Source organism: Streptomyces sp. NPDC052301, assembly GCF_044593395.1.
In the GTDB taxonomy this organism is placed as follows: Bacteria; Actinomycetota; Actinomycetes; order Streptomycetales; family Streptomycetaceae; genus Streptomyces.
Genome location: NZ_JBIUBE010000011.1, coordinates 90,014 through 113,152, shown reverse-complemented (window position 1 = coordinate 113,152; position 23,139 = coordinate 90,014). Strand labels below are relative to the sequence as shown.

The following is a 23,139-nucleotide window of genomic DNA, read 5'->3' as shown; positions in this document are numbered from 1 at the left end:
GTGTGACAGGGCCTCTCACGGCTGGCTTACTGCTTGCCGCACTGATCGACGACCTTCTGCTCATCCTCGGAGAGGCTCGGGCCGGGGTTGGGGGTGGCGGTCGCGGACGGGGACTTCGAGGGAGACTTCGACGACGGTGCCGTCGGTGCCGACGACGACGGGTTCGGCGTCGGTGATGCCTTGGACGTGAAGGCGGTACGGGTGGTTCCCGTGGTGCCCGTGGTCTTGCCCTGGCCCGTCTTGGGGTTCTTCCCGCTCTCGGCGGCCGCGCGCTCCGCCTGCTTCCGGCATGCGGAGGCCTGCACGGCCAGCGCGTCGATCTTCGTCTGGGCCTGCTGCAGACCGCCCGCCGCGATCGTGTTCTTGACCTGCTTCTGCTGGTACGGCGGCAGGTACTTCAGTTCGATCTCGGGGTGGTCCTTCTCCACCTTGGACAGCGACACCCAGGCCAGGTCCTGGCTGATGCCGCGGTAGAGCGCGACGTGTTCGCCCTGGGCGCCGACGTAGTACTGCGTCTGCGTCCAGCGGTAGCCGCCGTACAGGCCGCCGCCGACGACGGCGAGGGCGAGGGCGCTGTAGAGGGATCTCTTCAGCCAGGGGCGCCGGGACCGCTGCTTGGTGAAGTCGCCGTCGGCGTAGTCGCCGAAGCCGCCGGCCGGGACGTAGCCCGTGGTGTCGCCGGAGCCGGGCGGGCCGAACTCCCCGCCGCCGTGCCCCTGACCCTGGCGGCCCAGGTGGGCGGCGCGGCCGGCCGGGGTCTGCATGATGCCGTTGTCGTGCAGGTGGTGCTGGTTCTCGGCGACCGCGCCGACGATCACCGGCTGGTCGGACAGCTGTCCGGCGAGGGTGTCCCCCGTGTCCAGGTCCAGGACGTCGGCGACGATCACCGTGATGTTGTCGGGCCCGCCGCCGCGCAGCGCGAGCTGGATCAGCTCCTGCACGGTCTCCTGCGGGCCCTGGTAGCTGGCGAGGGTCTCCTCCATCGTCTGGTGGGAGACGACGCCGGACAGGCCGTCGGAGCAGATCAGGTAGCGGTCGCCGGCGCGGACCTCGCGGACGGACAGGTCGGGCTCGACGTGGTCGCCGCTGCCCAGCGCCCGCATGAGCAGGGAGCGCTGCGGGTGGGTGGTGGCCTCTTCCTCGGTGATCCGGCCCTCGTCGACGAGCCGCTGCACCCAGGTGTGGTCCTGGGTGATCTGGGTGAGGACTCCGTCACGCAGCAGATAGGCGCGGGAGTCGCCGACGTGGACGAGACCGAGCCGCTGGCCGGTCCACAGCAGGGCGGTGAGGGTCGTCCCCATGCCCTCCAGCTGGGGGTCCTCCGCGACCATGGCGCGCAGCTGGTCGTTGGCGCGCTGCACGGCCGTGCCGAGCGAGGTGAGGAGGTCGGAGCCGGGCACGTCGTCGTCGAGGGTGACCAGGGTGGAGATCACCTCGGAGGAGGCGACCTCACCGGCCGCCTGCCCGCCCATCCCGTCGGCGATCGCGAGCAGCCGGGGACCGGCGTAGCCGGAGTCCTCGTTGTGTCCGCGGATCATGCCTTCGTGCGATCCGGCGGCAAAGCGCAGTGACAGACTCATGCGCACCTCGCCCGTCGGCTCCTGCAGCCGGTCGTGTCGAGCCACACTGCCCACCCTCCGGTCGGGAGCGCGCCGGAGACCGGGTGGCGGCCTGCCGCTGCGTGCTCGCTCCGCTCGCTCATTGTCGTACTACTTCCGCAGCTCGATGACGGTCTTGCCGATGCGGATCGGCGCGCCCAGCGGGATCGGCGTGGGTGTCGTCAGCCGGGACCGGTCCAGGTAGGTGCCGTTGGTGGAGCCGAGGTCCTCGACGATCCACTGCCCGCCCTGATCCGGGTAGATCCTGGCATGCCGGCTGGAGGCGTAGTCGTCGTCCAGCACGATCGTGGAGTCGTGGGCCCGGCCCAGGCTGATCGTCTGGCCCTGCAGCGCGACCGTGGTTCCGGTCAGTGTGCCTTCGGTCACGACCAGCTTGGTGGGAGCGTTGCGCCCGCGCCTGCCGCCGCTCTGCTGTGCGCGCTGGGGCGGGGGCGCGGCCTGCTGGCGGGGCGCCTGCTGCCGGCCCGCCTGCTGCGGGCGGGCGGCCTCCCTACGCGATCCGCGCTGAGTGACGCGCGTACCGAACAGGTCGCTCCGGATGACCTGCACGGCCACGATCACGAACAGCCACAGTACGGCCAGGAAACCCAGCCGCATGACCGTGAGGGTCAGCTCTGACATTGCCCCCGCTTCACCCTTCGGCTTGCCGGTAAATGATGGTGGTGCTGCCCACGACGATCCGCGAGCCGTCGCGGAGCGTAGCGCGGGTGGTGTGCTGCCCGTCCACCACGATGCCGTTGGTGGACCCGAGATCCTGGATCGTCGAGGGCGTTCCGGTCCGGATCTCGCAGTGCCGGCGGGAGACGCCGGGGTCGTCGATCCGCACGTCGGCCTCGGTGCTGCGGCCCAGCACCAGCGTCGGGCGGGAGATCTGGTGGCGGGTGCCGTTGATCTCGATCCAGTAGCGGGTGCGAGCGCCGCTCATCGGGGCGGCCGCGGGCCGCTGGGTGGCGGGCTGCGGGTAGCCGTATCCGCCGGGGCGGGCGCCGGGCGGCGGCGCGGACGGCATCGGGGGCGCGCCGGCGGGCGGAGCGGCCGGCGGGTAGCCGTAGCCCCCCTGGGCGCTCGGTCCGGGGCGGCCGGGGGCCGGGGCCGGGGCGGCGGGTGCGCCGCCCTGCTGGCTGCTGGAGGAGGCGAGGGTGCGCGAGCGCACCCGGTACAGACCGGTGTCGAGGTCGTCCGCCTTCTCCAGGTTGACCTTGATCGGGCCCATGAAGGTGTAGCGCTGCTGCTTGGCGTAGTCGCGCACCATGCCGGCCAGCTCGTCGCCGAGCTGCCCGGAGTAGGGGCTGAGGCGCTCGTGGTCCGGCGCGCTCAGCTCCACGATGAAGTCATTGGGGACGACCGTCCGGTCCCGGTTCCAGATGGTGGCGTTGTTGTCGCACTCCCGCTGGAGCGCACCGGCGATCTCCACGGGCTGGACCTCGGACTTGAACACCTTGGCGAAGGTGCCGTTCACCAGACCTTCGAGACGCTGCTCGAACTTCTTCAGGACTCCCATGGGGCACCTCCTCCGTCCTTGCCGTTGCCTTGACCTGCTGTGTGCCGCTGCCTTGCCCGGTACTTCCGGTCCTGCTCACTGATCGTATCTACGCGCCCGGCAATCAGCCGGTTCCCCCCGCGGCTCCCCTTCGAACTCCTGGCGGGCACTGCGGCTGCGCGACTCCTGCTGCGCACTCTTGCTGCCATGGATCGTAGAGGCGGGCGAAGACCAGTGTCCCGCACCCGGCTGTGGACCCGGCCCGCCTCCGGTCAGACGGCCGGGACCGGTACGAGGTTGATACGTGAACCGGCACTCCTTGATACGTGCCCGGGCACGTGGGATGCGAGCCGGGCGGGTGCGGGCGGCGGGAAGGGATGTGAATCCACCCCGTACGACGTGCTAATGTTCTGGGTGTCGGAAGGGGCCGCCCCGAGAGGGAAGGAACCGGAAGACACACCCAATGCGCGGGTGGCGGAATAGGCAGACGCGCTGGATTCAGGTTCCAGTGCCCGCAAGGGCGTGGGGGTTCAACTCCCCCCTCGCGCACAGAGACTACGGGTCCATCGTGAAAACGATGGACCCGTAGTCGTTTTGGCATGTCGTTTTTGTGAGGAAGGTCTCAGGCGTCACGAGGGCCTGGCCTGCCGTCGTCCGCGCCGGGGTTCTCCACAGGTGACGGGTTGTCCACAGGGTCTGCCACGTCCGCGTCACCGGCTGTACGGTCTGCACGAGTTGATGTTCGGCGCGCTGTCCGCGCAGACATGTGCGGGCAGGGGTACGGGGGAGGCGGTCGCGATGACCGAGGCCGGTGGCGAAACGGCGCGGACGGCGGGTGCGGCAGGGCGCCGGCTGCCCCGGGTGCAGGGCTTCGCCGCCTGGCCCCGGCAGGGCTCCCCGAAGGAGGAGGGCAAGGCGCTGCGGGCGAGCGTGCCGCGCGGCGCGCACCGCGCCCTCGACCTGGACGGCTCCCGCCCCGACGCGGTGAGCGCGGTGACCGAGTCCAACGCCGGCCGCATCCCCGAACTGACCCCGATCCGCGTCGGCCGCATGGCGGCCACCCCCTTCGCCTTCCTGCGCGGCTCGGCCGGCCTCATGGCCTACGACCTGGCCCGCACCCCCATGACCAGGATCGGCACCCAGCTCTGCGGGGACGCGCACGCGGCCAACTTCGGTCTGTACGGCGACGCCCGCGGCGGCCTCGTCATCGACCTCAACGACTTCGACGAGACCGTGCACGGCCCGTGGGAATGGGACCTCAAGCGGCTCGCCGCCTCGCTGGTCCTCGCCGGGCGGGAGGCCGGCGCCGACGAGGACACCTGCCGTGCCGCCGCGCAGGACGCGGTCGGCGCCTACCGGCGGACCATGCGCCTGCTGGCCAAGGTGCCGGTCCTGGACGCGTGGAACGCCATCGCGGACGAGGAACTGGTCTCCCACACCGACGCCCACGACCTGCTCGGCACCCTGCAGCGGGTCTCGGAGAAGGCGCGGGCCAACACCAGCGGCCGCTTCGCGGCGAAGTCGACCGAGCCGGTGGAGGACGGCGGACGCCGCTTCGTCGACGCCCCGCCGGTGCTGCGCAGGATCCCGGACGCCGAGGCCGCCGCGGTCGCCGCGTCCCTGGAGGAGTACGTGCGGACCCTCGGCGAGGACCGGCACCCGCTGCTCGCCCGGCACGCCGTGCACGACGTGGCCTTCCGGGTCGTCGGCACCGGCAGCGTCGGCACCCGTTCCTACGTCGTACTGCTCCTCGACCACCGTGAGCAGCCGCTGGTCCTGCAGGTGAAGGAGGCCCGCCCCTCGGCGCTGGTGCCGCACCTGGCGACGGCCGGTTTCGAGGCACCGCCCGTCGAGCACGAGGGGCGCCGGGTGGTCCTCGGGCAGAAGCGGATGCAGGTGGTCAGCGACATCCTGCTGGGCTGGACCACTGTTGACGGGCGTCCCTACCAGGTGCGCCAGTTCCGCAACCGCAAGGGCAGCGTCGACCCGGCAGCCCTCGCCGCCGACCAGGTCGACGACTACGGCCGCATGACCGGCGCCCTGCTGGCCCGCGCCCACTCCCACAGTGCCGACCCGCGGCTGATCGCCGGGTACTGCGGCAAGAACGAGGAGCTGGACGAGGCGGTCGCGGACTTCGCCGTGGCGTATGCCGACCGCACGGAGGCGGACCACGCCCGGCTGGTCGCGGGGATACGGGCCGGACGGATCGCAGCGGAGCTGGGGGTGTGAGGGACGGCGGCCAGGGGTCGTCGGGCGGTTGACGGGGGCCGGGGGGGCCGCGCCGTGACCGGCTGGGGGCCGCACCGCCTACTCTGGTCGGGTGACCACCCCGGAAGCCGAACAGGCACCGCGGCCCGAGGAGCGCCTCGAGCAGGCCGTACGGGCCGCCGAGCAGGCGTTGATCGAGTACGAGATCGCCGTGGAGACCTTCCGCGTCGAGGTCGAGAACTTCTCCCGGCTGCACGAACAGAAGCTCGGCCCGCTCTACCTCCGCATCGAGGAGCTGGATGCGGAGATCGCCGAGGCGAAGGCCGCCCGCACCGGTGACCCGGAGGACGTCCGCCGTGCCGAGGAGGCCCGCGCCCGCGTCCTGCCGATCCCCGGTGTGGAGGAGCTGCTGCACGGCTGGATGGACGGCCACGGCCTGTTCCCGGAGGCCGCCGCCATGCTCACCGACCAGGCCGTACGGCCGCCGCAGCGGGTGCGGCCCAGCGAGGAGGCCCGCAAGCTCTACCGGGAGCTGGCCCGCAAGGCCCACCCGGACCTCGCCCAGGAGGAAGAGGAGCGGCAGCGGCGCGAGGAGTTCATCAGCCGGGTGAACAGCGCCTACGCCCGCGGCGACGAGACCCTGCTGAAGGAGCTGGCCGAGGAGTGGGCGGCCGGTCCGGTGCCGCCCGAGCGGCGCCCGAGCCCCGCAGAGGAGCTGTACGCCCGCCTCGAGTGGCTCGCCCAGCGCAAGGAGCTGCTCACCCTCGTCGCCCGGGAGCTGGAGGAGGGCGCGATCGCCGGCATGCTCCGCCTCGCGCCGGACGACCCCGACGGGCTGCTCGACGAGATCGCCGGCAGGCTGCGCGCCGACATCGCCCAGCGGGAGGCGGAACTGGCCGGCCTGCTGGCGCAGGGCTGAGCCACCGCCTGCTTCGGGTAGCGTCGGGGACATGAATTTCGGAGCTGGTGTGCCCACGGTCGGGGTGACGGACCTCAAGGACGGCGACTTCCTGCTGGACGTCCGCGAGGAAGACGAGTGGCAGGCGGGCCACGCCGAGGGAGCGCTGCACATCCCGATCAGCGAGTTCGTCGCCCGCTACGGGGAGCTGACCGAGGCCGCCCCGCAGGACGGCCGCGTCCATGTGATCTGCCGCTCCGGCGGACGCTCGGCCCAGGTCACCATGTATCTGGTCCAGCAGGGCATCGACGCCGTGAACGTCGACGGCGGCATGCAGGTCTGGCAGGCCGCGGGCCGCCCGGTGATCACCGGCGACGGCAAGCCCGGCTTCGTGCTGTAGCCCACCCGGCTCCGGGCGGTCAGGCCGGCGGATGCGCGGCCAGCAGATCGCCGAGCCGCTCCTCGTACGCCGCCGCGGGGCCGAGCGCCAGCTCCAGGTGCTTGGCCCAGGCGTGGTACCGGTGCAGCGGGTAGTCGGTGTCCGCGCCGAACCCGCCGTGCAGATGCTGTGCCGTCTGCACCACCCGGCGTACGCCCTCCGCCGCCCAGATCTTCGCCACCGCCACGTCCCCGGCGGCGGGCAGTGCCCCCGGTGCGCCGGAGGCGATCCGCCACGCGGCCTGCCACAGGGTGGCCTCCATCGCCCGCAGATCGATGTACCGGTCCGCGGCCTGCACGGCCACCGCCTGGAACGTCGCGATCGGATGCCCGAACTGCTCCCGCTTGCCGGTGTAGTCGGCGGTCATCCTCAGTACCCGCTCGCCCAGTCCGAGGGCCAGCGCGCAGGTGCCGGTCACGAGCAGCGCGTGCAGCCACTCCCAGGCACCGTCGGCCTCGATGACCTCGTCCGCGCCGATCCGTGCCGACGCCAGCCGTAGCTCGGCCAGCCGCTCCCCGCTGGTGGACACCTGCTCGGCGAGACTCACCCCGTCCCGCTCGCGCGGCACCAGCGCGAGCACGGTCCGGTCGCCGGCCGATCCCTCGACGTGCGCCGGTACGACGACCAGGTCCGCGTCGTACGCCCACGGCACCGCCGTCTGCACCCCGTCCAGCACCCACACCGGGCCCTCGCGCCGTGCGGTGACGGACAGTTCGGCCGGATCATGGCCGGTGCGCCCGCTCGCCGCGACGGTCAGCACCAGCTCACCCCGGCCGGCCCGGGCGAGGAGGCGATCCGCCGACTCCGCGCTGCCATGGGCTTGTACGGCCGCTGCCGCCGCGCTGTGTTCCAGCAGCGGCACTCGGGCGAGCACCGCGGCGGACTCGCGCAGCACCAGGCACAGTGCGATCGCGTCCAGGCCGGAGCCGCCGTGCGCCTCGTCGAGCAGCAGGCTCAGCAGGTCCGCCTCGGCGAGCCGGGACCACAGCTGCCGGTCGAAGCCCTCGGCCACGGAGCCGGTGGTCAGCGCCGGGCTGGGCACCGCGTCCGGCAGGACACCGGCGAACACCCCGCGCGCCGCCTCGGCTGCCGCCCGCTGCTCCTCGGTGAAGGTGAAGTCCACGGCCTGTCCCTTCCGACGGCGGTCATCTGACGGTCCGTCAAGATAGAACAGGTTCTAGGAGAAAGGAACGCCACGGACGCCACGGTCGGCGCGGACCCCGCGCAGGGTGCGGACGCCACGGACATCGCGGACCCCGCGGAGAGGGTGCGGACCCCGCGGACGGTGCGGACGCCGCGGACGGTGCGGCCTCGCGGACGGTGCGGCCGGCGTGTCAGCGGTCGAAGTCCAGCTCCACCTTCTCCGTCACCGGATGCGACTGGCAGGCCAGCACATACCCGGCCTCCGTCTCCTCCGCCTCCAACGCGAAGTTGCGGTCCATCCGCACCTGTCCCGAGACCAGGAAGGCCCGGCAGGTGCCGCACACCCCGCCCTTGCAGGCGTAGGGCGCGTCGGGGCGGTTGCGCAGAACCGTCTCCAGCAGGGACTCACCGTCCTGGACCGGCCAGGTGCCGCCGCGTCCGTCGAGCCGGGCGGTGACCGTGCTGTGCGCGGGCGCCGGGACGGCGGCCGCCGGAGCCGACCCCCCGTCCACGTGGAAGATCTCCTGGTGGATCCGGGCCCGCTCCACCCCCAGCTCGCGCAGCGCCTTCTCGGCGCCCTCGACCAGTCCGTACGGCCCGCACAGGAACCAGCCCGCCACCCGCTCCACCGGCAGCAGGGCCGGCAGCAGCCCCGCGAGCCGCTCCCGGTCGAGCCGGCCGGACGGCAGGCCGGCCTGCTGTTCCTCCCGGGAGAGCACGGTCACCAGCTGCAGCCGCTCCGGGTAGCGGTCCTTGAGGTCGGCGACCTCCTCCAGGAACATCGTCGAGGCGGCCGTCCGGTCACTGCGTATCAGGCAGAACCGGGCTCCCGGCTCACGTGCCAGCAGCGTGGAGACGATCGACAGCACCGGGGTGATGCCGCTGCCGCCGACGACGGCCGCGTACACCCCCGGCGCCGGTTCCAGGGTGAAGCGTCCGGCCGGGGTCATCACCTCCAGTTCGTCGCCGACGCCGATCTCCTTCAGCGCATAGGTGGAGAAGGCGCCGCCCTCGACCAGCCGCACGCCCACCCGCAGGGTGCCGGGCCCCTCACCGGCCGGGTCCGGGGCGGGGGAGCAGATCGAGTAGGTGCGCCGGATCTCCGTACCGTCGACCCGGCGGCGCAGGGCGAGGTGCTGGCCGGGTGCGTGCCGGTACTCCGGGCGCAGCTCCGGCGGGACGGTGAGGGTGAGGGCGACCGAGTCGTCGGTGAGCCGGTCGACCGCGGCCACCGGGAGCGGGTGGAAGCGCGCCATCACAACTCCTTGAAGTGGTCGAACGGTTCACGGCAGGACAGGCAGCGGCGCAGCGCCTTGCACGCGGTGGAGGAGAACCTGCTCAGCAGCTCGGTGTCGGCCGAACCGCAGTGCGGGCAGTGGACCGGCGCGGTGTCCGCCGCGGCCGTGCGCGTCGGGCCGAGGCTCAGCTGCACCGGGCCGGTGTCACGGCGGACACGCGGGGGAGCGATGCCGAACTCCTGGAGTTTGCGCCGCCCTTCTGCGCTGATGTCGTCGGTCGACCAGGCCGGGGTGAGCACGGTGCGCACGGTGACCTCGCGCATGCCGTGCGCATGCAGCACCCGCTCGATGTCGACGGTCATCGCCTCGATCGCCGGGCAGCCGGTGTAGGTCGGGGTCAGGTCGACCTCGACCGTGTCCGGGTCGTGCAGACGCACCGCGCGGACCACGCCCAGCTCCTGGAGGGTGAGAACGGGCAGCTCGGGGTCGGGCACCGAGCCCGCCAGCTCCAGCAGCCGCTCCTCCAGGGCGGTGGCGGTCACCATGACGCCCCCGGGTGGCTGCGGTGCAGATGCTGCATCTCGGCGAGCATCCGCCCGAACGACTCGGTGTGCAGGCCCTGCCGGCCGGCGCCCGCCGACCAGGCGCCGGTGCGCGGGCCCTCGGGGACGGTCAGGGTGGCCCGGCCCAGCACGTCACGCACGGACTGCAGCCAACGGGTCTCCAGGGCGGGCCAGTCGGCGTCCAGGCCCTCCACCGGCTGGAACAGCTCGCCGGTGAACCGCCACAGCGCGTCACAGGCGCGCTGCATCCGCTCGTGGCTGGTCTGCGTGCCGTCGCCGAGCCGCAGGGTCCACTGTTCGGCATGGTCGCGGTGGTAGGCGACCTCCTTCACCGCCTTGGCGGCGAGCGGCGCGAACGGGCCGTCTCCGGCCGCCAGTTCGCCGTAGAGCAGCTGCTGGTAGGTGGAGAAGTACAGCTGGCGGGCGATGGTGTGGGCGAAGTCGCCGTTCGGCTGTTCGACCAGCTGGGCGTTGCGGAAGGCCCGCTCCTCGCGCAGGTAGGCCAGCTCGTCCTCGTCGCCCGCCAGCGACAGCAGCACCCGGGCCTGGCCGAGCAGGTCGAGCGCGATGTTGGCGAGGGCGACCTCCTCCTCCAGGGCGGGGGCATGCCCGGCCCACTCCCCCAGCCGGTGGGAGAGGATCAGGGCGTCGTCGCCGAGGGCCAGCGCGGCGGTCACCGGGACGGTGGCGGGGCCGGTCGCGGTCACAGGTGCTTCACCCCTTCCGGGATCTCGTAGAAGGTCGGGTGCCGGTAGGGCTTGTCGGCGGCCGGGTCGAAGAACGGGTCTTTCTCGTCCGGTGAGGACGCGGTGATCGCGGCGGCCGGGACGACCCAGATCGAGACGCCCTCGCCGCGCCGGGTGTACAGGTCACGGGCGTTGCGCAGGGCCAGCTCCGCGTCCGGGGCGTGCAGGCTGCCGGCGTGGGTGTGGGAGAGGCCGCGCCGGGAGCGCACGAAGACCTCCCACAGGGGCCAGTCGGTGGTGCTCATGCTCGCGCTGCTCCTGTCTCGTGTCCTGCCGCACCGGTGCCGTCCGTGCCGCCGGTGTGCTTGGCCGCGTAGGCGGCGGCCGCTTCCCGCACCCACGCGCCCTCTTCGTGGGCGCGCCTGCGCTGGGTGATCCGCTGTTCGTTGCACGGGCCGTTGCCCTTGAGGACCTCCCAGAACTCCGTCCAGTCGATCGGGCCGAAGTCGTGCTGCCCCCGCTCCTCGTTCCACCGCAGCTCCGGGTCGGGGAGGGTGAGGCCCAGGGACTCGGCCTGGGGGACGCAGATGTCGACGAAGCGCTGGCGCAGCTCGTCGTTGGAGTGGCGCTTGATCTTCCAGTCCATGGACTGCGCGGAGTGCTGCGACTCGTCGTCGGGCGGGCCGAACATCATCAGCGACGGCCACCACCAGCGGTCCACCGCGTCCTGCGCCATCGCGTGCTGCTCCGGGGTGCCCTTGCTGAGGGCCAGCAGCAGCTCGTAGCCCTGGCGCTGGTGGAAGGACTCCTCCTTGCAGATCCGCACCATGGCGCGCGCGTAGGGGCCGTAGGAGCAGCGGCACAGCGGGACCTGGTTGGTGATCGCGGCGCCGTCCACCAGCCACCCGATCGCGCCGACGTCGGCCCAGGTCAGGGTCGGATAGTTGAAGATGGAGGAGTACTTCTGGCGACCGCTGTGCAGCTTGTCGAGCAGTTCGTCGCGGCCGGTGCCGAGGGTCTCGGCCGCGCTGTACAGGTACAGGCCGTGGCCGGCCTCGTCCTGGACCTTGGCCATCAGGATCGCCTTGCGGCGCAGCGAGGGCGCTCGGGTGATCCAGTTCGCCTCCGGCTGCATGCCGATGATCTCGGAGTGTGCGTGCTGGGCGATCTGCCGGACCAGGGTCGCGCGGTAGGCGTCCGGCATCCAGTCGCGTGGTTCGATCCGCTCGTCGGCGGCCACGGCCGCGTCGAAGGCGCGCTGGTACTCCGCCGCGCCGGCGGTGGTGTCCGGCGCGCCGCCCGCTTCGGTGCGGGCCGTGCGCTGCGCGGCTGCTGTGGCCATGCGGTCCCCCTGACCTCGGGCTCTTGGTGAACACTGTCCCGACCGATCGTTCGGTCCGTGTGCTGTCAATGGTGTGCCGGGCCGCCGGAAGGTGTCAACCGCTGTGGAAAACTCCGCGGGGCGGCCTGTGGACAACTCCCCGGGGGCGGCGTACGGGCCGAGGTCGGGACGGGCCGATGCCAGAGACGGGCCGATATCGGGGACGGGGCGGGTGCGGCGCCGGGGTCGTGGCGGTACGGCGCCGGGGGTCGTGGCGGTGATGCCGGGGACGTGGCGGTGCGGTGGCCGGCGGCCGGGCCGGGCCTCGGCCCGTGGTGAGAACCACGTACCCCGGTCCGTACCCGGGGCTGCGCCCGGCGGCCCGGGCTGAGTACCGTTCCGTGCGAGCGCCTAGCAGTGGCGCACGCGAACGGTGGGGCGTCCGGGACGGACGCCGACCATGGAGCCGGACGAGTGAACCGGTGACTGAACCGGACGACTGGACGAACGACCGAGCCGAAACGGGGGACGGGGCCGAATGGACGCGTACGAAGAGGACTCGGGGGCCCCACCCGGGCCGAACGGGTCGACCGGGACGCGTCTCCCGGACCAGCCGCCGACCGGCGCGGGCTCCCGGAGCGACGCCGGGGGCGGATCGCGGGGCGGCTCCCGCTCCGGCGAGGATGCCGAAGGGGGCGCCCCCGCTCTCGCGGACCACCCGGCCGGCGAAGGCTCCGCCGCCCCCCGTACCGGTGTCGCCGCCCTCTCCCCCCGTTACCAGGTCGGCGCCGCGCTGGCGCTCGCCGTGGTCGGTGTCGCCGCCTGTGTGCATCTGCTGATGGTGTTCCTCAGCCTCGCGCCGGCGAACACCGTGTCGAAGCAGCACGGCAAGGCCGTCGAGGAGTGGGTGTACCCGGAGTTCGAGCAGAACTGGAAGCTGTTCGCCCCGAACCCGTTGCAGCAGAACATCGCCGTCCAGGTGCGGGCCGAGGTGCGGATGAAGGACGGCACCGTGCGCACCACCGGCTGGACCGACCTGTCCGCGCAGGACGGTGCCGCCATCGACGGCAACCTGGTGCCCAGCCACACCCAGCAGAACGAGCTGCGCCGGGCCTGGGACTTCTTCGTCGCCACGCACACCCCCGACAACCGTCCCGTGGGCATGCGGGGCGCCCTCTCCGAGCAGTACGTGCGCCGGATCGTGGTGATGCGTCTGGACCGGACCGATCCGACCAGCCGGGCCGGTACCGTCCAGCGGGTGCAGGTCCGCTCCAGCACCACCAATGTGCAGCCGCCGAAGTGGAGCCGTGAGCGGGTGTCCGACAAACCGGTGTACCGCGTGCTGCCCTGGTGGTCGGTGCCCGCCGACGAGGCCGCCGGAGGTGTGCGGTGAACCGCTTCTCCCTGTCACTCTCGCACGCGATCGCCCGCGTCACCGGAGCGGCCCTCGGGCCGTACCAGAGCGCCGTGATACGGATCGGGTTCGCCGGGACCTGGCTGCTGTTCCTGCTGCGCGAGTTCCCCCACCGCCAGGAGCTGTACGGTCCGGCCGGCCCTTGGGGCTGGAACCTCGCCAAGGAGCTGACCGCCGACAACCACGCCTTCACGGCCCTGCTGTGGTCCGACGGGCAGCTGTGGTTCGAGTGCTTCTACACACTGGCGGTCCTCGCCAGCGCGGCCCTGCTGCTCGGCTGGCGCTCCCGGACGGCGTCCGTGCTGTTCATGGTGGGCGTGCTGTCGCTGCAGAACCGCAGCGTCTTCCTGGGCGACGGCGGCGACAACGTGCTGCACCTGATGTCCTTCTACCTGGTGTTCACCCGGTGCGGGCAGGTGTGGTCCCTGGACGCGCGGCGGGCGGCCCGTCTCGAGGCGGCACGCGCGCGTGGCGAGCGGGTTCCCGCCGACCGGGTGGGGCCCGTCCTGTGGGCGGTGTCCGCTCTGGCGCTCGTCCTGACGACGTTCACCGGCCGGTTCGACAACGGCTGGCTGATCCCCGCGCTGCTGTGGACGGCCTGGGCGGGCCTCGGTCTGTGGTGGGCCGTCGGCCGCCGGGCGAGGTCGCAGGAGCCGCGGATCCTGCTGGACGTCGTCGCCAACGTCCTGCACAACGGCGCCCTGTTCGTGATCATGGCGGAGGCCTGCCTGATCTACGCGACGGCCGGCTGGTACAAGATCCAGGGTTCGCGCTGGCAGGACGGCACCGCCGTCTACTACCCGCTCCACCTGGACTACTTCTCGCCCTGGCCCGGGCTCGCCGACCTGATGTCCGCCAGCGGCACGATCATGATGGCGGTGGCCTACGGGACGGTCATGGTGCAGGTCGCCTTCCCGTTCACCCTGTTCAACCGGCGGGTCAAGAACGTCCTGCTGGTGCTGATGATGCTCGAGCACGCGGTGATCGCGGTCGTCCTCGGCCTGCCGTTCTTCTCCCTGGCGATGATCACGGCGGACGCGGTCTTCCTGCCGACGTCCTTCCTGCGCCGGCTGGGGGAGCTGGCGGCACGCGCGCGTGGGCGGTTCGTCCGGCGCGACGACGGCAGGGTGCCCCCGCCCCGCTCCTCGGAGGAGCCCACGCCGGGGCACGTAGGGTTCATGGCATGACCGACCCGCTGATCCGCTGGCGCGAGCACGCCGGTGCCGCCGTGCTGCTCGACGGCTTCCACGCCCTCAAGCACGCGCTGCGGTTCGGCGCGGAGGTACCGGTGGCCGTCGCCACGGACCGGCGGGCCGCCCTCGCCCTCGCCGAGGAGCTGGCCGGCGACGTACAGGACAGGCTGGACGTGCTGCTCACCGAGGTGTCCGAGCAGACGTACGCCTCACTGGTGCCGCGGCCCCACCCGACCGGGGTGGCCGCGCTCGCCGTACGGCCGTCCCGCGAGGCCAACCTGCGCACGCTCGCCCGCACCCCGCGCACCGCGCCCGTCGTGGTCCTGGACGACCCGCGCAACCTGGGCAACGCCGGTGCCGTGATCCGGCTGGCCGCCGGCTTCGGGGCCACCGGGGTGGTCACCACGGGCACGCTCGACCCCTGGCACCCCACCGTGGTGCGCGGCGGTGCGGGCCTGCACTTCGCGACCGCCGTGGAGCGGCTCGGCGTCGACGAGCTGCCCGCGGGGCCCCTGTTCGCGCTCGACCCGGAGGGCGAGGACATCCGCGGCACGAAACTGCCCGACGACGCCGTACTCGCGTTCGGCTCGGAGCGCAGCGGGCTGTCGGCCGAGCTGCGCGCGCGTGCCGACCATCTGCTGGCGCTGCCGATGCGCCCCCAGGTCTCCAGCTACAACCTCGCCACCAGCGTGGCGATGACGCTGTACCACTGGAGTGCGACCGGGGGCGCACCCACGGCCTCCTAGGCCTCCCGGCGCACCTCGACCACGCGGAAGCGGTTGGCCACGAACGCGCCGTCGCACAGCGCGGCGTTCGCCGCCGGGTTGCCGCCCGAGCCGTGGAAGTCGGAGAAGGCCGCCGTCTGGTTCACGTACACCCCGCCGGTGAGATTGAGCGACAGCTGGGCCGCCTCCTCCAGGCACACCTCCTCGACGGCCTGCTCGACCTCGGGGTCGGTGGTGTAGGCGCCGACCGTCATCGCGCCCTTCTCACGGACCGTGCGGCGCAGCAGCTCCACCGCGTCGGTCACCGAGTCGACGGCGACGGCGAAGGAGACGGGGCCGAAGCACTCGCTCATGTAGGCGGCCTCGTCGTCCGGCTTGGCGCCGTCCAGCTTGACGAGGACGGGGGTGCGGACGACCGCGCCCGGGAACTCCGGGTTGGTGATCTCGCGGGAGGCGAGGGCGACCTCGCCGAGGCCTGCCGCGGCCTCCAGGCGGGCCTTGACGTCCGGGTTGACGATCGCGCCCAGCAGGGCGTTCGCGCGCGCGTCGTCACCGAGCAGGCCGTCGACCGCGCGGGCGAGGTCCGCGGTCACCTCGTCGAAGGTCTTCGGGCCCTCGTCGGTGCGGATGCCGTCCCGGGGGATCAGCAGGTTCTGCGGGGTGGTGCACATCTGGCCGCTGTACAGGGACAGCGAGAACGCCAGGTTGGACAGCATGCCCTTGTACGTGTCCGTCGACTCCACGATCACCGTGTTGACGCCGGCCTTCTCCGTGTAGACCTGCGCCTGCCGGGCGTTGGCCTCCAGCCAGTCGCCGAAGGACGTCGAACCCGTGTAGTCGATGATCCGGATCTCGGGGCGGGTGGCGAGGGTCTTGGCGATGCCCTCGCCGGGGCGCTCGGCGGCCAGCGTCACCAGGTTCGGGTCGAAGCCCGCCGCGGCGAGCACGTCCCGGGCGACCTGCACGGTCAGCGCGAGCGGCAGCACCGCGCGCGGGTGGGGCTTGACCAGGACCGCGTTGCCGGTGGCCAGCGAGGCGAACAGGCCCGGGTAGCCGTTCCACGTCGGGAAGGTGTTGCAGCCGATGACCAGGCCGATGCCGCGCGGCACCGGCGTGAAGTTCTTGGTCAGCGCCAGCGGGTCGCGCTTGCCCTGCGGCTTGGTCCACTCCGCGGTCTCCGGGGTGCGGACCTGCTCCACGTACGCGTACGCCACCGCCTCCAGGCCGCGGTCCTGGGCGTGCGGGCCGCCCGCCTGGAACGCCATCATGAACGCCTGCCCGCTGGTGTGCATGACCGCGTGCGCGAACTCGTGCGTCCGGTCGCTGATCCGCTTGAGGATCTCCAGACAGACCACGGCCCGCTGCTCCGCGCCCGCGTCCCGCCAGGCGCGCTGTCCGGCCTTCATGGCGGGCAGCAGCACGTCGAGGTCCGCGTGCGGGTAGGTGACGTCCAGGTCGATGCCGTACGGGGAGACCTCACCGCCCACCCAGTCGTCGGTGCCGGGCTGGCCGAGGTCGAGGCGGGTGCCCAGCAGGGCGTCGAAGGCGGCCTTGCCGGCCGCCGCGTCCAGGCTGCCGTTCTCGCCGTACGCCTTGGGGTGCTCCGGGTGCGGGGACCAGTACGCGCGCGTGCGGATCGCTTCCAGGGCCTGGTCGAGGGTGGGCCGGTGCTTCGCGATCAGCTCATGGGCGGTCAGTTCGGCGGACATGCGGGACCAACTCCTCGTTGGGAGAACTCGTCGTCGAGTTCGCGACCTGTGCGGAAGGGGAAGCGGGACGGGTCAGTCAGAGCTAGAGTAACCGAACGATCGGTCGGGACAAGGGGGCCTGCCGTATCTGTGGAAAACCCCGTGCGGGAGGATCGCGCACATGACAGCACTCGACCTCAGCAGCCCCGTGGCCGTCGTCGGCACCGGCACCATGGGCCAGGGCATCGCCCAGGTCGCGCTGGTCGCCGGCCACCCCGTGCGGCTCTACGACACCGTCGCCGGGCGGGCCCGGGACGCGGCCGAAGCGATCGGCGCCCGCCTGGACCGGCTGGTGGACAAGGGTCGGCTCCCCGCCGCCTACCGGGACGCGGCCCGCGCCCGTCTGACGCCCGTGGACGGCCTCGCGGAGCTGGCGGAGTGCGCGCTGGTCGTGGAGGCCGTCCTGGAGCGGCTGGACGTCAAGCAGCAGCTCTTTCGCGAGCTGGAGGAGATCGTCGCCGAGGACTGCCTGCTCGCGACCAACACCTCCTCCCTGTCGGTGACGGCCATCGGCGGTGCCCTGCGCCGGCCCGGCCGCTTCGTCGGACTGCACTTCTTCAACCCCGCCCCGCTGTTGCCGCTGGTCGAGGTCGTCTCCGGGTTCGCCACCGACGTCACGTCGGCCACGCGCGCGTACGAGACCGCCCGCGCCTGGGGCAAGACCCCGGTCGCCTGCGCGGACACCCCCGGCTTCATCGTCAACCGCATCGCCCGGCCCTTCTACGCCGAGGCGTTCGCCGTGTACGAGGCACAGGCCGCCGACCCGGCCACGATCGACGCCGTCCTGCGCGAGTGCGGCGGCTTCAGGATGGGCGCCTTCGAACTCACCGACCTGATCGGGCAGGACGTCAACGAGTCCGTCACCCACTCCGTCTGGCAGTCCTTCTTCCAGGACGTGCGCTTCACGCCGTCCCTGGCCCAGCGCCGCCTGGTGGAGTCGGGCCGGCTCGGCCGCAAGAGCGGCCACGGCTGGTACGACCACGCCGACGGCGCCGAGCGGCCCGAGCCGCACACCGCCGACAAGGAGCAGCCGCCCGCCTACGTCGTCGTCGAAGCCGATCTCGGGCCCGCGGCCGGGCTGCTCCCCCTGATCCGTGAGGCGGGCATCGAGGTCCGCGAGCAGGAGGAGGGCGGCGGCACGCACCTGACGCTGCCGAGCGGTGGCGGGCTGGGACTCGCCGACGGCACGACCTCCGTGGAGTTCGGCGACGTCGTCCACTTCGACCTCGCCCTCGACTACCGCGCCGCCACCCGTGTCGCCCTGTCCGCCTCCCAGGACGTCTCGCCGCAGACCCTCGCCGAGGCCGTCGGCCTGTTCCAGGCGCTCGGCAAGCAGGTCAGCGTCATCGGTGACGTCCCCGGCATGATCGTCGCCCGCACGGTCGCCCGGATCATCGACCTCGCGCACGAGGCCGTCGCCAAGGGCGTGGCCACCGAGGAGGACGTCGACACCGCCATGCGCCTCGGCGTCAACTACCCGCTCGGCCCCTTCGAGTGGGACCGCCGGCTCGGCGGCGGCTTCGCCTTCGACGTCCTGGACGAGATGCACCAGCGCGACCCCTCCGGACGCTACGCGCCCTCCCTCGCGCTCTACCGCAACGCCTACGCCACCGACCAGCGGGAGGGGACCCCATGACCACCGCCAAGCGCGACACGTACACCCCGGAGACGCTGCTCTCGGTCGCCGTCCAGGTCTTCAACGAGCGTGGCTACGACGGCACCTCCATGGAACACCTGTCCAAGGCGGCCGGCATCTCCAAGTCGTCGATCTACCACCACGTCAGCGGCAAGGAGGAACTGCTGCGCCGGGCCGTCAGCCGCGCCCTGGACGGGCTGTTCGCCATCCTCGAGGAGGAGCACGCGCGCGTGGGCCGGTCCGTCGACCGGCTGGAGCACGTCGTACGGCGCATGGTCGAGGTGCTGATAGCCGAACTGCCGTACGTGACGCTGCTGCTGCGCGTACGCGGAAACACCGCGACCGAGCGGTGGGCACTGGAGCGGCGGCGCGACTTCGACCACCGGGTCGCCGAACTGCTGAAGGCGGCGGCCGCCGACAGGGACGTACGCGGCGACGTGGAGGTCCGGCTCGCGACCCGGCTGGTCTTCGGGATGATCAACTCGATCGTGGAGTGGTACCGGCCGGACCCGCGGGGCGCCGGCGACCGCGAGGTGGCCGACGCGGTCGCCCGACTGGTCTTCACCGGACTCCGGCAGGCCTGAGTCCGGACTCCGGCAGGCCCGGGACCGGCCCGGACCCGCGACCGGGCCGGGCCGGTCGCCGGCTCAGGCCTCCGGCTCCAGGTCCTCCTCCTCGAACACCAGCAGCGTGCGCGTGCTCAGCACCTCGGGGATCGCCTGGAGCCGGGTCAGCACCAGCTCGCGCAGCGCCCGGTTGTCCGGGGTGTGCACCAGCAGCAGCACGTCGAAGTCTCCGCCCACGAGGGAGATGTGCGAGGCCCCCGGCAGCTGTCTGAGCCGCTCACGGACCGTGCGCCAGGTGTTCTGGACGATCTTCAGGGTGATGTACGCCGACGTGCCGTGGCCCGCCCGCTCGTGGTCCACGCGCGCGCTGAATCCCCGGATCACCCCGTCCTCGACCAACCGGTTGATGCGTGCGTAGGCGTTCGCGCGCGAGACGTGTACGCGTTCGGCGACGGACCGTATCGAGGCGCGGCCGTCCGCCTGGAGGATCCGCAGGATGTCCTGATCGATGGCGTCCAGTGGGCGGGGCGGCGGCAGGACGGCGCCGTCCTGCGGTCCGTCGGCCATTTGTTCAGCTGCCATGTCCCCCCGCTTCCTCGCCGTGGACGTCCTGCGTTCATTCCAGGTTGTGGAGAACCGTTTGTCCACAGCCTGTAGGTGCCTGTAGCCAAAATGTGCCGACGACCGAACAATCGGTAGGTGAGGCGCCTCACAGCCGACGCGCCTCCCGTAGCCGCTCCCACGAGGAGGTGCCGTCATGACGGTTCTGGAGCAGCGGGGCGCGTACCGGCCATCGCCGCCGCCCGCCTGGCAGCCCCGTATGGACCCCGCGCCGCTGCTGCCCGACGCCGAGCCCCACCGCGTCCTCGGCACCGAGGCGGCCGCCAAGGCCGACCCGGACCTGCTGCGCCGCCTCTACGCCCAGCTGGTGCGAGGCCGTCGCTACAACACGCAGGCCACCGCGCTCACCAAGCAGGGCCGCCTCGCCGTCTACCCCTCCAGCACCGGCCAGGAGGCCTGCGAGGTCGCCGCCGCCCTGGCCCTGGAAGAGCGCGACTGGCTCTTCCCCAGCTACCGCGACACCCTCGCCGCGGTCGCCCGGGGCGTGGACCCCGTCGAGACCCTCACCCTGCTGCGCGGCGACTGGCACAGCGGCTACGACCCCTACGCCCACCGCGTCGCCCCCCTCTCCACCCCGCTGGCCACCCAGCTCCCGCACGCCGTCGGCCTCGCCCACGCCGCCCGCCTCAAGGGCGACGACGTGGTCGCGCTCGCCATGGTCGGCGACGGCGGCACCAGCGAGGGCGACTTCCACGAGGCACTGAACTTCGCCGCCGTCTGGCAGGCACCGGTCGTCTTCCTCGTGCAGAACAACGGCTTCGCCATCTCCGTCCCGCTCGCCAAGCAGACCGCCGCACCCTCCCTGGCCCACAAGGCCGTCGGGTACGGCATGCCGGGCCGGCTCGTCGACGGAAACGACGCCGCGGCCGTCCACGAGGTCCTCAGCGACGCCGTACGACACGCCCGCGCGGGCGGCGGACCGACCCTGGTCGAGGCCGTGACGTACCGCATCGACGCCCACACCAACGCCGACGACGCCACCCGTTACCGGGGCGACGCCGAGGTCGAGGCCTGGCGCGCACACGACCCGGTCCAGCTGCTGGAACGCGAACTCACCGCGCGCGGGCTGCTGGACGAGGCCGGCATCGAGGCCGCGCGCGAGGACGCCGAGGCGATGGCGGCGGACCTGAGGGAGCGCATGAACCGCGACCCCGAACTGAACCCCATGGACCTGTTCGACCACGTCTACGCCGAGACCACCGCGCAACTGCGCGAACAGCGCGCCCTGTTGCTGGCCGAGCTGGAGGCCGAGGACGAGCACCAGGAAGGCGGTCACCGATGACCACCGTCGCCGTCAAGCCCGCCACGATGGCGCAGGCCCTCACGCGCGCGATGCGCGACGCGATGGCCGCCGACCCCACCGTGCACGTCATGGGCGAGGACGTCGGCACGCTCGGCGGAGTCTTCCGGGTCACCGACGGCCTCGCCAAGGAGTTCGGCGAGGACCGCTGCACCGACACCCCGCTCGCCGAGGCCGGCATCCTCGGCACCGCCGTCGGCATGGCCATGTACGGACTGCGGCCGGTGGTGGAGATGCAGTTCGACGCCTTCGCCTACCCCGCGTTCGAGCAGCTGATCAGCCATGTCTCCCGGATGCGCAACCGCACGCGCGGCCGGATGCCCCTGCCGATCACCGTCCGCGTCCCCTACGGCGGCGGCATCGGCGGTGTCGAGCACCACAGCGACTCCTCCGAGGCCTACTACATGGCCACCCCGGGCCTGCACGTCGTCACCCCGGCGACCGTCGCCGACGCCTACGGCCTGCTGCGCCGGGCCATCGCCTCCGACGACCCCGTCGTCTTCCTGGAGCCCAAACGGCTCTACTGGTCCAAGGACTCCTGGAACCCCGAGCAGCCCACGGACGTCGAGCCCATCGGCCGCGCGGTCGTACGCCGGCAGGGCCGCAGCGCCACCCTCATCACCTACGGTCCGTCCCTGCCGGTCTGCCTGGAGGCCGCCGAGGCCGCACAGACCGAGGGCTGGGACCTGGAAGTGGTCGACCTGCGCTCCCTGGTGCCGTTCGACGACGAAACGGTCTGCGCGGCCGTCCGGCGCACCGGGCGCGCAGTCGTCGTGCACGAGTCCACCGGGTTCGGCGGTCCGGGCGGCGAGATCGCGGCCCGGATCACCGAGCGCTGCTTCCACCACCTGGAGGCGCCGGTGCTCCGCGTGGCCGGCTTCGACCTCCCCTACCCGCCGCCCATGCTGGAGCGGCACCACCTGCCCGGCGTCGACCGCATCCTGGACGCCGTGGCCCGGCTGCAGTGGGAGGCCGAGGGCTGATGGCACAGGTGCTGGAGTTCAAGCTTCCCGACCTCGGCGAAGGGCTCACCGAGGCGGAGATCGTCCGCTGGCTGGTCCAGGTCGGTGACGTCGTCGCCGTCGACCAGCCGGTCGTCGAGGTCGAGACGGCCAAGGCGATGGTCGAGGTGCCCTGCCCCTACGGGGGCGTGGTCACCGCCCGCTTCGGCGAGGAGGGCACGGAACTGCCGGTCGGGGCACCGTTGTTGACGGTCGCGGTGGGACCGGCGGCCCCCGAGGAGGAGGCCGGGGGATCGGGCAACGTACTGGTCGGATACGGCACCTCCGAAGCGCCGGCGCGGCGCCGCCGGGTGCGGTCGGGGCCGGGCAAGGCCGCCTCCGACGGGCAAGTCGTCGGCAGCGGTCAGGTCGCCGCCGACGGTCAGGTGAGGCACGCCGCCCCCGGGGCCGGCCGGCTCGCACCGCCCGCCCCCGTGCCCGCGCCGGCCGACGGCCCCGTCCCGGTCATCTCCCCGCTGGTGCGCCGGCTCGCCCGTGAAGGCGGCCTCGACCTGCGGCAGCTGACGGGCTCGGGTCCCGACGGACTGATCCTGCGGGCCGACGTCGAGGGCGCCCTGCGCGGCAGGGTCGCGCCTGCCCGCGAGGCCGCGGAGCCGGTCGTGCGGACAGCCGTGACGGCACCCGCCGGTGGCGGTGTGCGCACCCCCCTCAAGGGCGTGCGCGGAGCCGTCGCCGACAAGCTCTCCCGCAGCCGCCGGGAGATCCCCGACGCCACCTGCTGGGTCGACGCGGACGCCACCGAACTCATGCGCGCGCGGACCGCCATGAACGCCGCCGGGAGCACGAAGATCTCCCTGCTCGCGCTGCTCGCCCGCATCTGCACGGCCGCTCTCGCCCGGTTCCCCGAGCTGAACTCCTACGTCGACACCGACGCCCGCGAGGTCGTCCAGCTGGACCACGTCCACCTCGGATTCGCCGCGCAGACCGAACGCGGACTGGTCGTGCCCGTCGTCCGGGACGCCCATGCGCGCGACGCCGAGTCGCTGACCGCCGAGTTCGCCCGGCTCACCGAGGCCGCCCGCGCCGGGACGCTGAGGCCCGGGGAACTCACCGGGGGCACCTTCACGCTGAACAACTACGGAGTCTTCGGCGTCGACGGCTCCACCCCGATCATCAACCACCCCGAGGCGGCCATGCTCGGCGTGGGCCGCATCGTCCCCAAGCCCTGGGTGCACGAGGGCGAGCTGGCCGTGCGCCAGGTCGTGCAGCTCTCGTTCACCTTCGACCACCGGGTGTGCGACGGCGGCACGGCGGGCGGCTTCCTGCGGTACGTGGCGGACTGCGTGGAACAGCCGGCGGTGCTCCTGCGCACACTGTGA

At 72.6% G+C, this 23,139-nt stretch carries 22 protein-coding genes and 1 tRNA gene; 12 read left to right on the top strand and 11 right to left on the bottom strand.

Annotation, left to right across the window (positions count from 1 at the left end):
- Window positions 1-26: 26 nt before the first annotated feature.
- The 3 genes from ACIHEJ_RS28395 to ACIHEJ_RS28385 all read right to left on the bottom strand — a co-directional run bounded on the left by ACIHEJ_RS28395 (window position 27) and on the right by ACIHEJ_RS28385 (window position 3,120).
- Window positions 27-1,580 (bottom strand): Stp1/IreP family PP2C-type Ser/Thr phosphatase, encoded by a 1,554-nt coding sequence (locus ACIHEJ_RS28395; protein ID WP_400139960.1) that lies wholly within the window; start codon window positions 1,578-1,580, stop codon window positions 27-29.
- Window positions 1,581-1,709: 129 nt separating this feature from the next.
- Window positions 1,710-2,240 (bottom strand): FHA domain-containing protein, encoded by a 531-nt coding sequence (locus ACIHEJ_RS28390; RefSeq protein WP_366010366.1) that lies wholly within the window; start codon window positions 2,238-2,240, stop codon window positions 1,710-1,712.
- A 10-nt stretch (window positions 2,241-2,250) separates the two neighbouring features.
- Complete coding sequence (locus ACIHEJ_RS28385; protein WP_400139701.1) at window positions 2,251-3,120, bottom strand: FhaA domain-containing protein; 870 nt, start codon at window positions 3,118-3,120, stop codon at window positions 2,251-2,253.
- A 444-nt stretch (window positions 3,121-3,564) separates the two neighbouring features.
- On the opposite strand from ACIHEJ_RS28385, the gene ACIHEJ_RS28380 reads away from it, so the two are divergent.
- From ACIHEJ_RS28380 to ACIHEJ_RS28365, 4 genes are all read left to right on the top strand, one after another.
- Window positions 3,565-3,648 (top strand) — tRNA-Leu (locus tag ACIHEJ_RS28380).
- 249 nt (window positions 3,649-3,897) lie between these two features.
- Window positions 3,898-5,328 (top strand): DUF2252 domain-containing protein, encoded by a 1,431-nt coding sequence (locus ACIHEJ_RS28375; RefSeq protein WP_400139699.1) that lies wholly within the window; start codon window positions 3,898-3,900, stop codon window positions 5,326-5,328.
- Window positions 5,329-5,419: 91 nt separating this feature from the next.
- A complete protein-coding gene (locus ACIHEJ_RS28370; RefSeq protein WP_400139697.1) occupies window positions 5,420-6,226 on the top strand; it encodes a hypothetical protein in 807 nt (268 codons plus the stop codon).
- A 49-nt stretch (window positions 6,227-6,275) separates the two neighbouring features.
- On the top strand, window positions 6,276-6,605 hold the full coding sequence (locus ACIHEJ_RS28365; RefSeq protein ID WP_400139958.1) for a rhodanese-like domain-containing protein: 330 nt from the start codon (window positions 6,276-6,278) through the stop codon (window positions 6,603-6,605).
- Between the two features lie 19 nt (window positions 6,606-6,624).
- On the opposite strand, the gene ACIHEJ_RS28360 is transcribed toward ACIHEJ_RS28365, so the two are convergent.
- The 6 genes from ACIHEJ_RS28360 to paaA form a co-directional block, all read right to left on the bottom strand.
- A complete protein-coding gene (locus ACIHEJ_RS28360) occupies window positions 6,625-7,767 on the bottom strand; it encodes an acyl-CoA dehydrogenase family protein (RefSeq protein WP_400139695.1) in 1,143 nt (380 codons plus the stop codon).
- A 211-nt stretch (window positions 7,768-7,978) separates the two neighbouring features.
- Window positions 7,979-9,043 (bottom strand): 2Fe-2S iron-sulfur cluster-binding protein, encoded by a 1,065-nt coding sequence (locus tag ACIHEJ_RS28355; RefSeq protein WP_400139693.1) that lies wholly within the window; start codon window positions 9,041-9,043, stop codon window positions 7,979-7,981.
- Window positions 9,043-9,570, bottom strand: a complete 528-nt coding sequence (gene paaD / locus ACIHEJ_RS28350; protein ID WP_400139691.1) for a 1,2-phenylacetyl-CoA epoxidase subunit PaaD — start codon at window positions 9,568-9,570, stop codon at window positions 9,043-9,045. The genes ACIHEJ_RS28355 and paaD overlap by 1 nt, the downstream gene beginning before the upstream one ends.
- Window positions 9,564-10,265 carry a 1,2-phenylacetyl-CoA epoxidase subunit PaaC gene (paaC, locus tag ACIHEJ_RS28345; RefSeq protein WP_400139956.1) on the bottom strand — a complete coding sequence of 234 codons (702 nt, stop codon included), beginning with the start codon at window positions 10,263-10,265 and terminating at the stop codon, window positions 9,564-9,566. The genes paaD and paaC overlap by 7 nt, the downstream gene beginning before the upstream one ends.
- Before the next feature lie 26 nt (window positions 10,266-10,291).
- Entirely contained in the window at window positions 10,292-10,579 is a 288-nt protein-coding gene (gene paaB / locus ACIHEJ_RS28340; RefSeq protein WP_400139689.1) for a 1,2-phenylacetyl-CoA epoxidase subunit PaaB, read from the bottom strand.
- A complete protein-coding gene (gene paaA, locus ACIHEJ_RS28335; RefSeq protein ID WP_400139688.1) occupies window positions 10,576-11,616 on the bottom strand; it encodes a 1,2-phenylacetyl-CoA epoxidase subunit PaaA in 1,041 nt (346 codons plus the stop codon). Before paaA ends, paaB begins: the two co-directional genes overlap by 4 nt.
- Window positions 11,617-12,133: 517 nt before the next feature.
- On the opposite strand from paaA, the gene ACIHEJ_RS28330 reads away from it, so the two are divergent.
- Genes ACIHEJ_RS28330 through ACIHEJ_RS28320 form a run of 3 tightly spaced genes read left to right on the top strand, consistent with a single transcriptional unit; the run spans window position 12,134 to window position 14,948 of the window.
- Entirely contained in the window at window positions 12,134-12,988 is an 855-nt protein-coding gene (locus ACIHEJ_RS28330) for a DUF5819 family protein (protein WP_400139686.1), read from the top strand.
- A complete protein-coding gene (locus ACIHEJ_RS28325) occupies window positions 12,985-14,196 on the top strand; it encodes an HTTM domain-containing protein (RefSeq protein ID WP_400139684.1) in 1,212 nt (403 codons plus the stop codon). The genes ACIHEJ_RS28330 and ACIHEJ_RS28325 overlap by 4 nt, the downstream gene beginning before the upstream one ends.
- Window positions 14,193-14,948 (top strand): TrmH family RNA methyltransferase, encoded by a 756-nt coding sequence (locus ACIHEJ_RS28320; RefSeq protein WP_400139682.1) that lies wholly within the window; start codon window positions 14,193-14,195, stop codon window positions 14,946-14,948. The genes ACIHEJ_RS28325 and ACIHEJ_RS28320 overlap by 4 nt, the downstream gene beginning before the upstream one ends.
- On the opposite strand, the gene paaN is transcribed toward ACIHEJ_RS28320, so the two are convergent.
- Window positions 14,945-16,636, bottom strand: coding sequence for a phenylacetic acid degradation protein PaaN (gene paaN, locus ACIHEJ_RS28315; RefSeq protein WP_400139680.1), 1,692 nt, complete (start codon window positions 16,634-16,636; stop codon window positions 14,945-14,947). The two genes, ACIHEJ_RS28320 and paaN, sit on opposite strands and share 4 nt — an antisense overlap.
- Before the next feature lie 160 nt (window positions 16,637-16,796).
- On the opposite strand from paaN, the gene ACIHEJ_RS28310 reads away from it, so the two are divergent.
- Together ACIHEJ_RS28310 and ACIHEJ_RS28305 are read left to right on the top strand one after the other, a co-directional pair.
- Window positions 16,797-18,311, top strand: a complete 1,515-nt coding sequence (locus ACIHEJ_RS28310; protein ID WP_400139678.1) for a 3-hydroxyacyl-CoA dehydrogenase — start codon at window positions 16,797-16,799, stop codon at window positions 18,309-18,311.
- Window positions 18,308-18,895: a TetR/AcrR family transcriptional regulator gene (locus tag ACIHEJ_RS28305; RefSeq protein ID WP_400139676.1), complete on the top strand. Its 588-nt coding sequence runs from the start codon at window positions 18,308-18,310 to the stop codon at window positions 18,893-18,895. The genes ACIHEJ_RS28310 and ACIHEJ_RS28305 overlap by 4 nt, the downstream gene beginning before the upstream one ends.
- A 63-nt stretch (window positions 18,896-18,958) precedes the next feature.
- Here the strand turns inward: ACIHEJ_RS28305 and ACIHEJ_RS28300 are convergent, their stop codons facing one another.
- Window positions 18,959-19,444, bottom strand: coding sequence for an Lrp/AsnC family transcriptional regulator (locus ACIHEJ_RS28300; protein WP_400139953.1), 486 nt, complete (start codon window positions 19,442-19,444; stop codon window positions 18,959-18,961).
- A gap of 190 nt (window positions 19,445-19,634) precedes the next feature.
- On the opposite strand from ACIHEJ_RS28300, the gene pdhA reads away from it, so the two are divergent.
- The 3 genes from pdhA to ACIHEJ_RS28285 are packed head-to-tail and all read left to right on the top strand — an operon-like array spanning window position 19,635 to window position 23,139.
- Entirely contained in the window at window positions 19,635-20,780 is a 1,146-nt protein-coding gene (gene pdhA, locus ACIHEJ_RS28295; protein ID WP_400139674.1) for a pyruvate dehydrogenase (acetyl-transferring) E1 component subunit alpha, read from the top strand.
- Window positions 20,777-21,781 (top strand): alpha-ketoacid dehydrogenase subunit beta, encoded by a 1,005-nt coding sequence (locus tag ACIHEJ_RS28290; RefSeq protein WP_400139672.1) that lies wholly within the window; start codon window positions 20,777-20,779, stop codon window positions 21,779-21,781. Before pdhA ends, ACIHEJ_RS28290 begins: the two co-directional genes overlap by 4 nt.
- On the top strand, window positions 21,781-23,139 hold the full coding sequence (locus ACIHEJ_RS28285) for a dihydrolipoamide acetyltransferase family protein (protein WP_400139671.1): 1,359 nt from the start codon (window positions 21,781-21,783) through the stop codon (window positions 23,137-23,139). The genes ACIHEJ_RS28290 and ACIHEJ_RS28285 overlap by 1 nt, the downstream gene beginning before the upstream one ends.

Coding starts and splice junctions, on each gene's coding strand:
- ACIHEJ_RS28355 (WP_400139693.1), bottom strand. CDS start 9,043: ATGGCGCGCTTCCACCCGCTCCCGGTGGCCGCGGTCGACCGGCTCACC.
- ACIHEJ_RS28300 (WP_400139953.1), bottom strand. CDS start 19,444: ATGGCCGACGGACCGCAGGACGGCGCCGTCCTGCCGCCGCCCCGCCCA.
- ACIHEJ_RS28385 (WP_400139701.1), bottom strand. CDS start 3,120: ATGGGAGTCCTGAAGAAGTTCGAGCAGCGTCTCGAAGGTCTGGTGAAC.
- pdhA (WP_400139674.1), top strand. CDS start 19,635: ATGACGGTTCTGGAGCAGCGGGGCGCGTACCGGCCATCGCCGCCGCCC.
- ACIHEJ_RS28290 (WP_400139672.1), top strand. CDS start 20,777: ATGACCACCGTCGCCGTCAAGCCCGCCACGATGGCGCAGGCCCTCACG.
- ACIHEJ_RS28320 (WP_400139682.1), top strand. CDS start 14,193: ATGACCGACCCGCTGATCCGCTGGCGCGAGCACGCCGGTGCCGCCGTG.
- ACIHEJ_RS28285 (WP_400139671.1), top strand. CDS start 21,781: ATGGCACAGGTGCTGGAGTTCAAGCTTCCCGACCTCGGCGAAGGGCTC.
- ACIHEJ_RS28330 (WP_400139686.1), top strand. CDS start 12,134: ATGGACGCGTACGAAGAGGACTCGGGGGCCCCACCCGGGCCGAACGGG.
- paaA (WP_400139688.1), bottom strand. CDS start 11,616: ATGGCCACAGCAGCCGCGCAGCGCACGGCCCGCACCGAAGCGGGCGGC.
- paaN (WP_400139680.1), bottom strand. CDS start 16,636: ATGTCCGCCGAACTGACCGCCCATGAGCTGATCGCGAAGCACCGGCCC.
- ACIHEJ_RS28375 (WP_400139699.1), top strand. CDS start 3,898: ATGACCGAGGCCGGTGGCGAAACGGCGCGGACGGCGGGTGCGGCAGGG.
- ACIHEJ_RS28390 (WP_366010366.1), bottom strand. CDS start 2,240: ATGTCAGAGCTGACCCTCACGGTCATGCGGCTGGGTTTCCTGGCCGTA.
- paaB (WP_400139689.1), bottom strand. CDS start 10,579: ATGAGCACCACCGACTGGCCCCTGTGGGAGGTCTTCGTGCGCTCCCGG.
- ACIHEJ_RS28305 (WP_400139676.1), top strand. CDS start 18,308: ATGACCACCGCCAAGCGCGACACGTACACCCCGGAGACGCTGCTCTCG.
- ACIHEJ_RS28310 (WP_400139678.1), top strand. CDS start 16,797: ATGACAGCACTCGACCTCAGCAGCCCCGTGGCCGTCGTCGGCACCGGC.
- ACIHEJ_RS28395 (WP_400139960.1), bottom strand. CDS start 1,580: ATGAGTCTGTCACTGCGCTTTGCCGCCGGATCGCACGAAGGCATGATC.
- paaD (WP_400139691.1), bottom strand. CDS start 9,570: ATGGTGACCGCCACCGCCCTGGAGGAGCGGCTGCTGGAGCTGGCGGGC.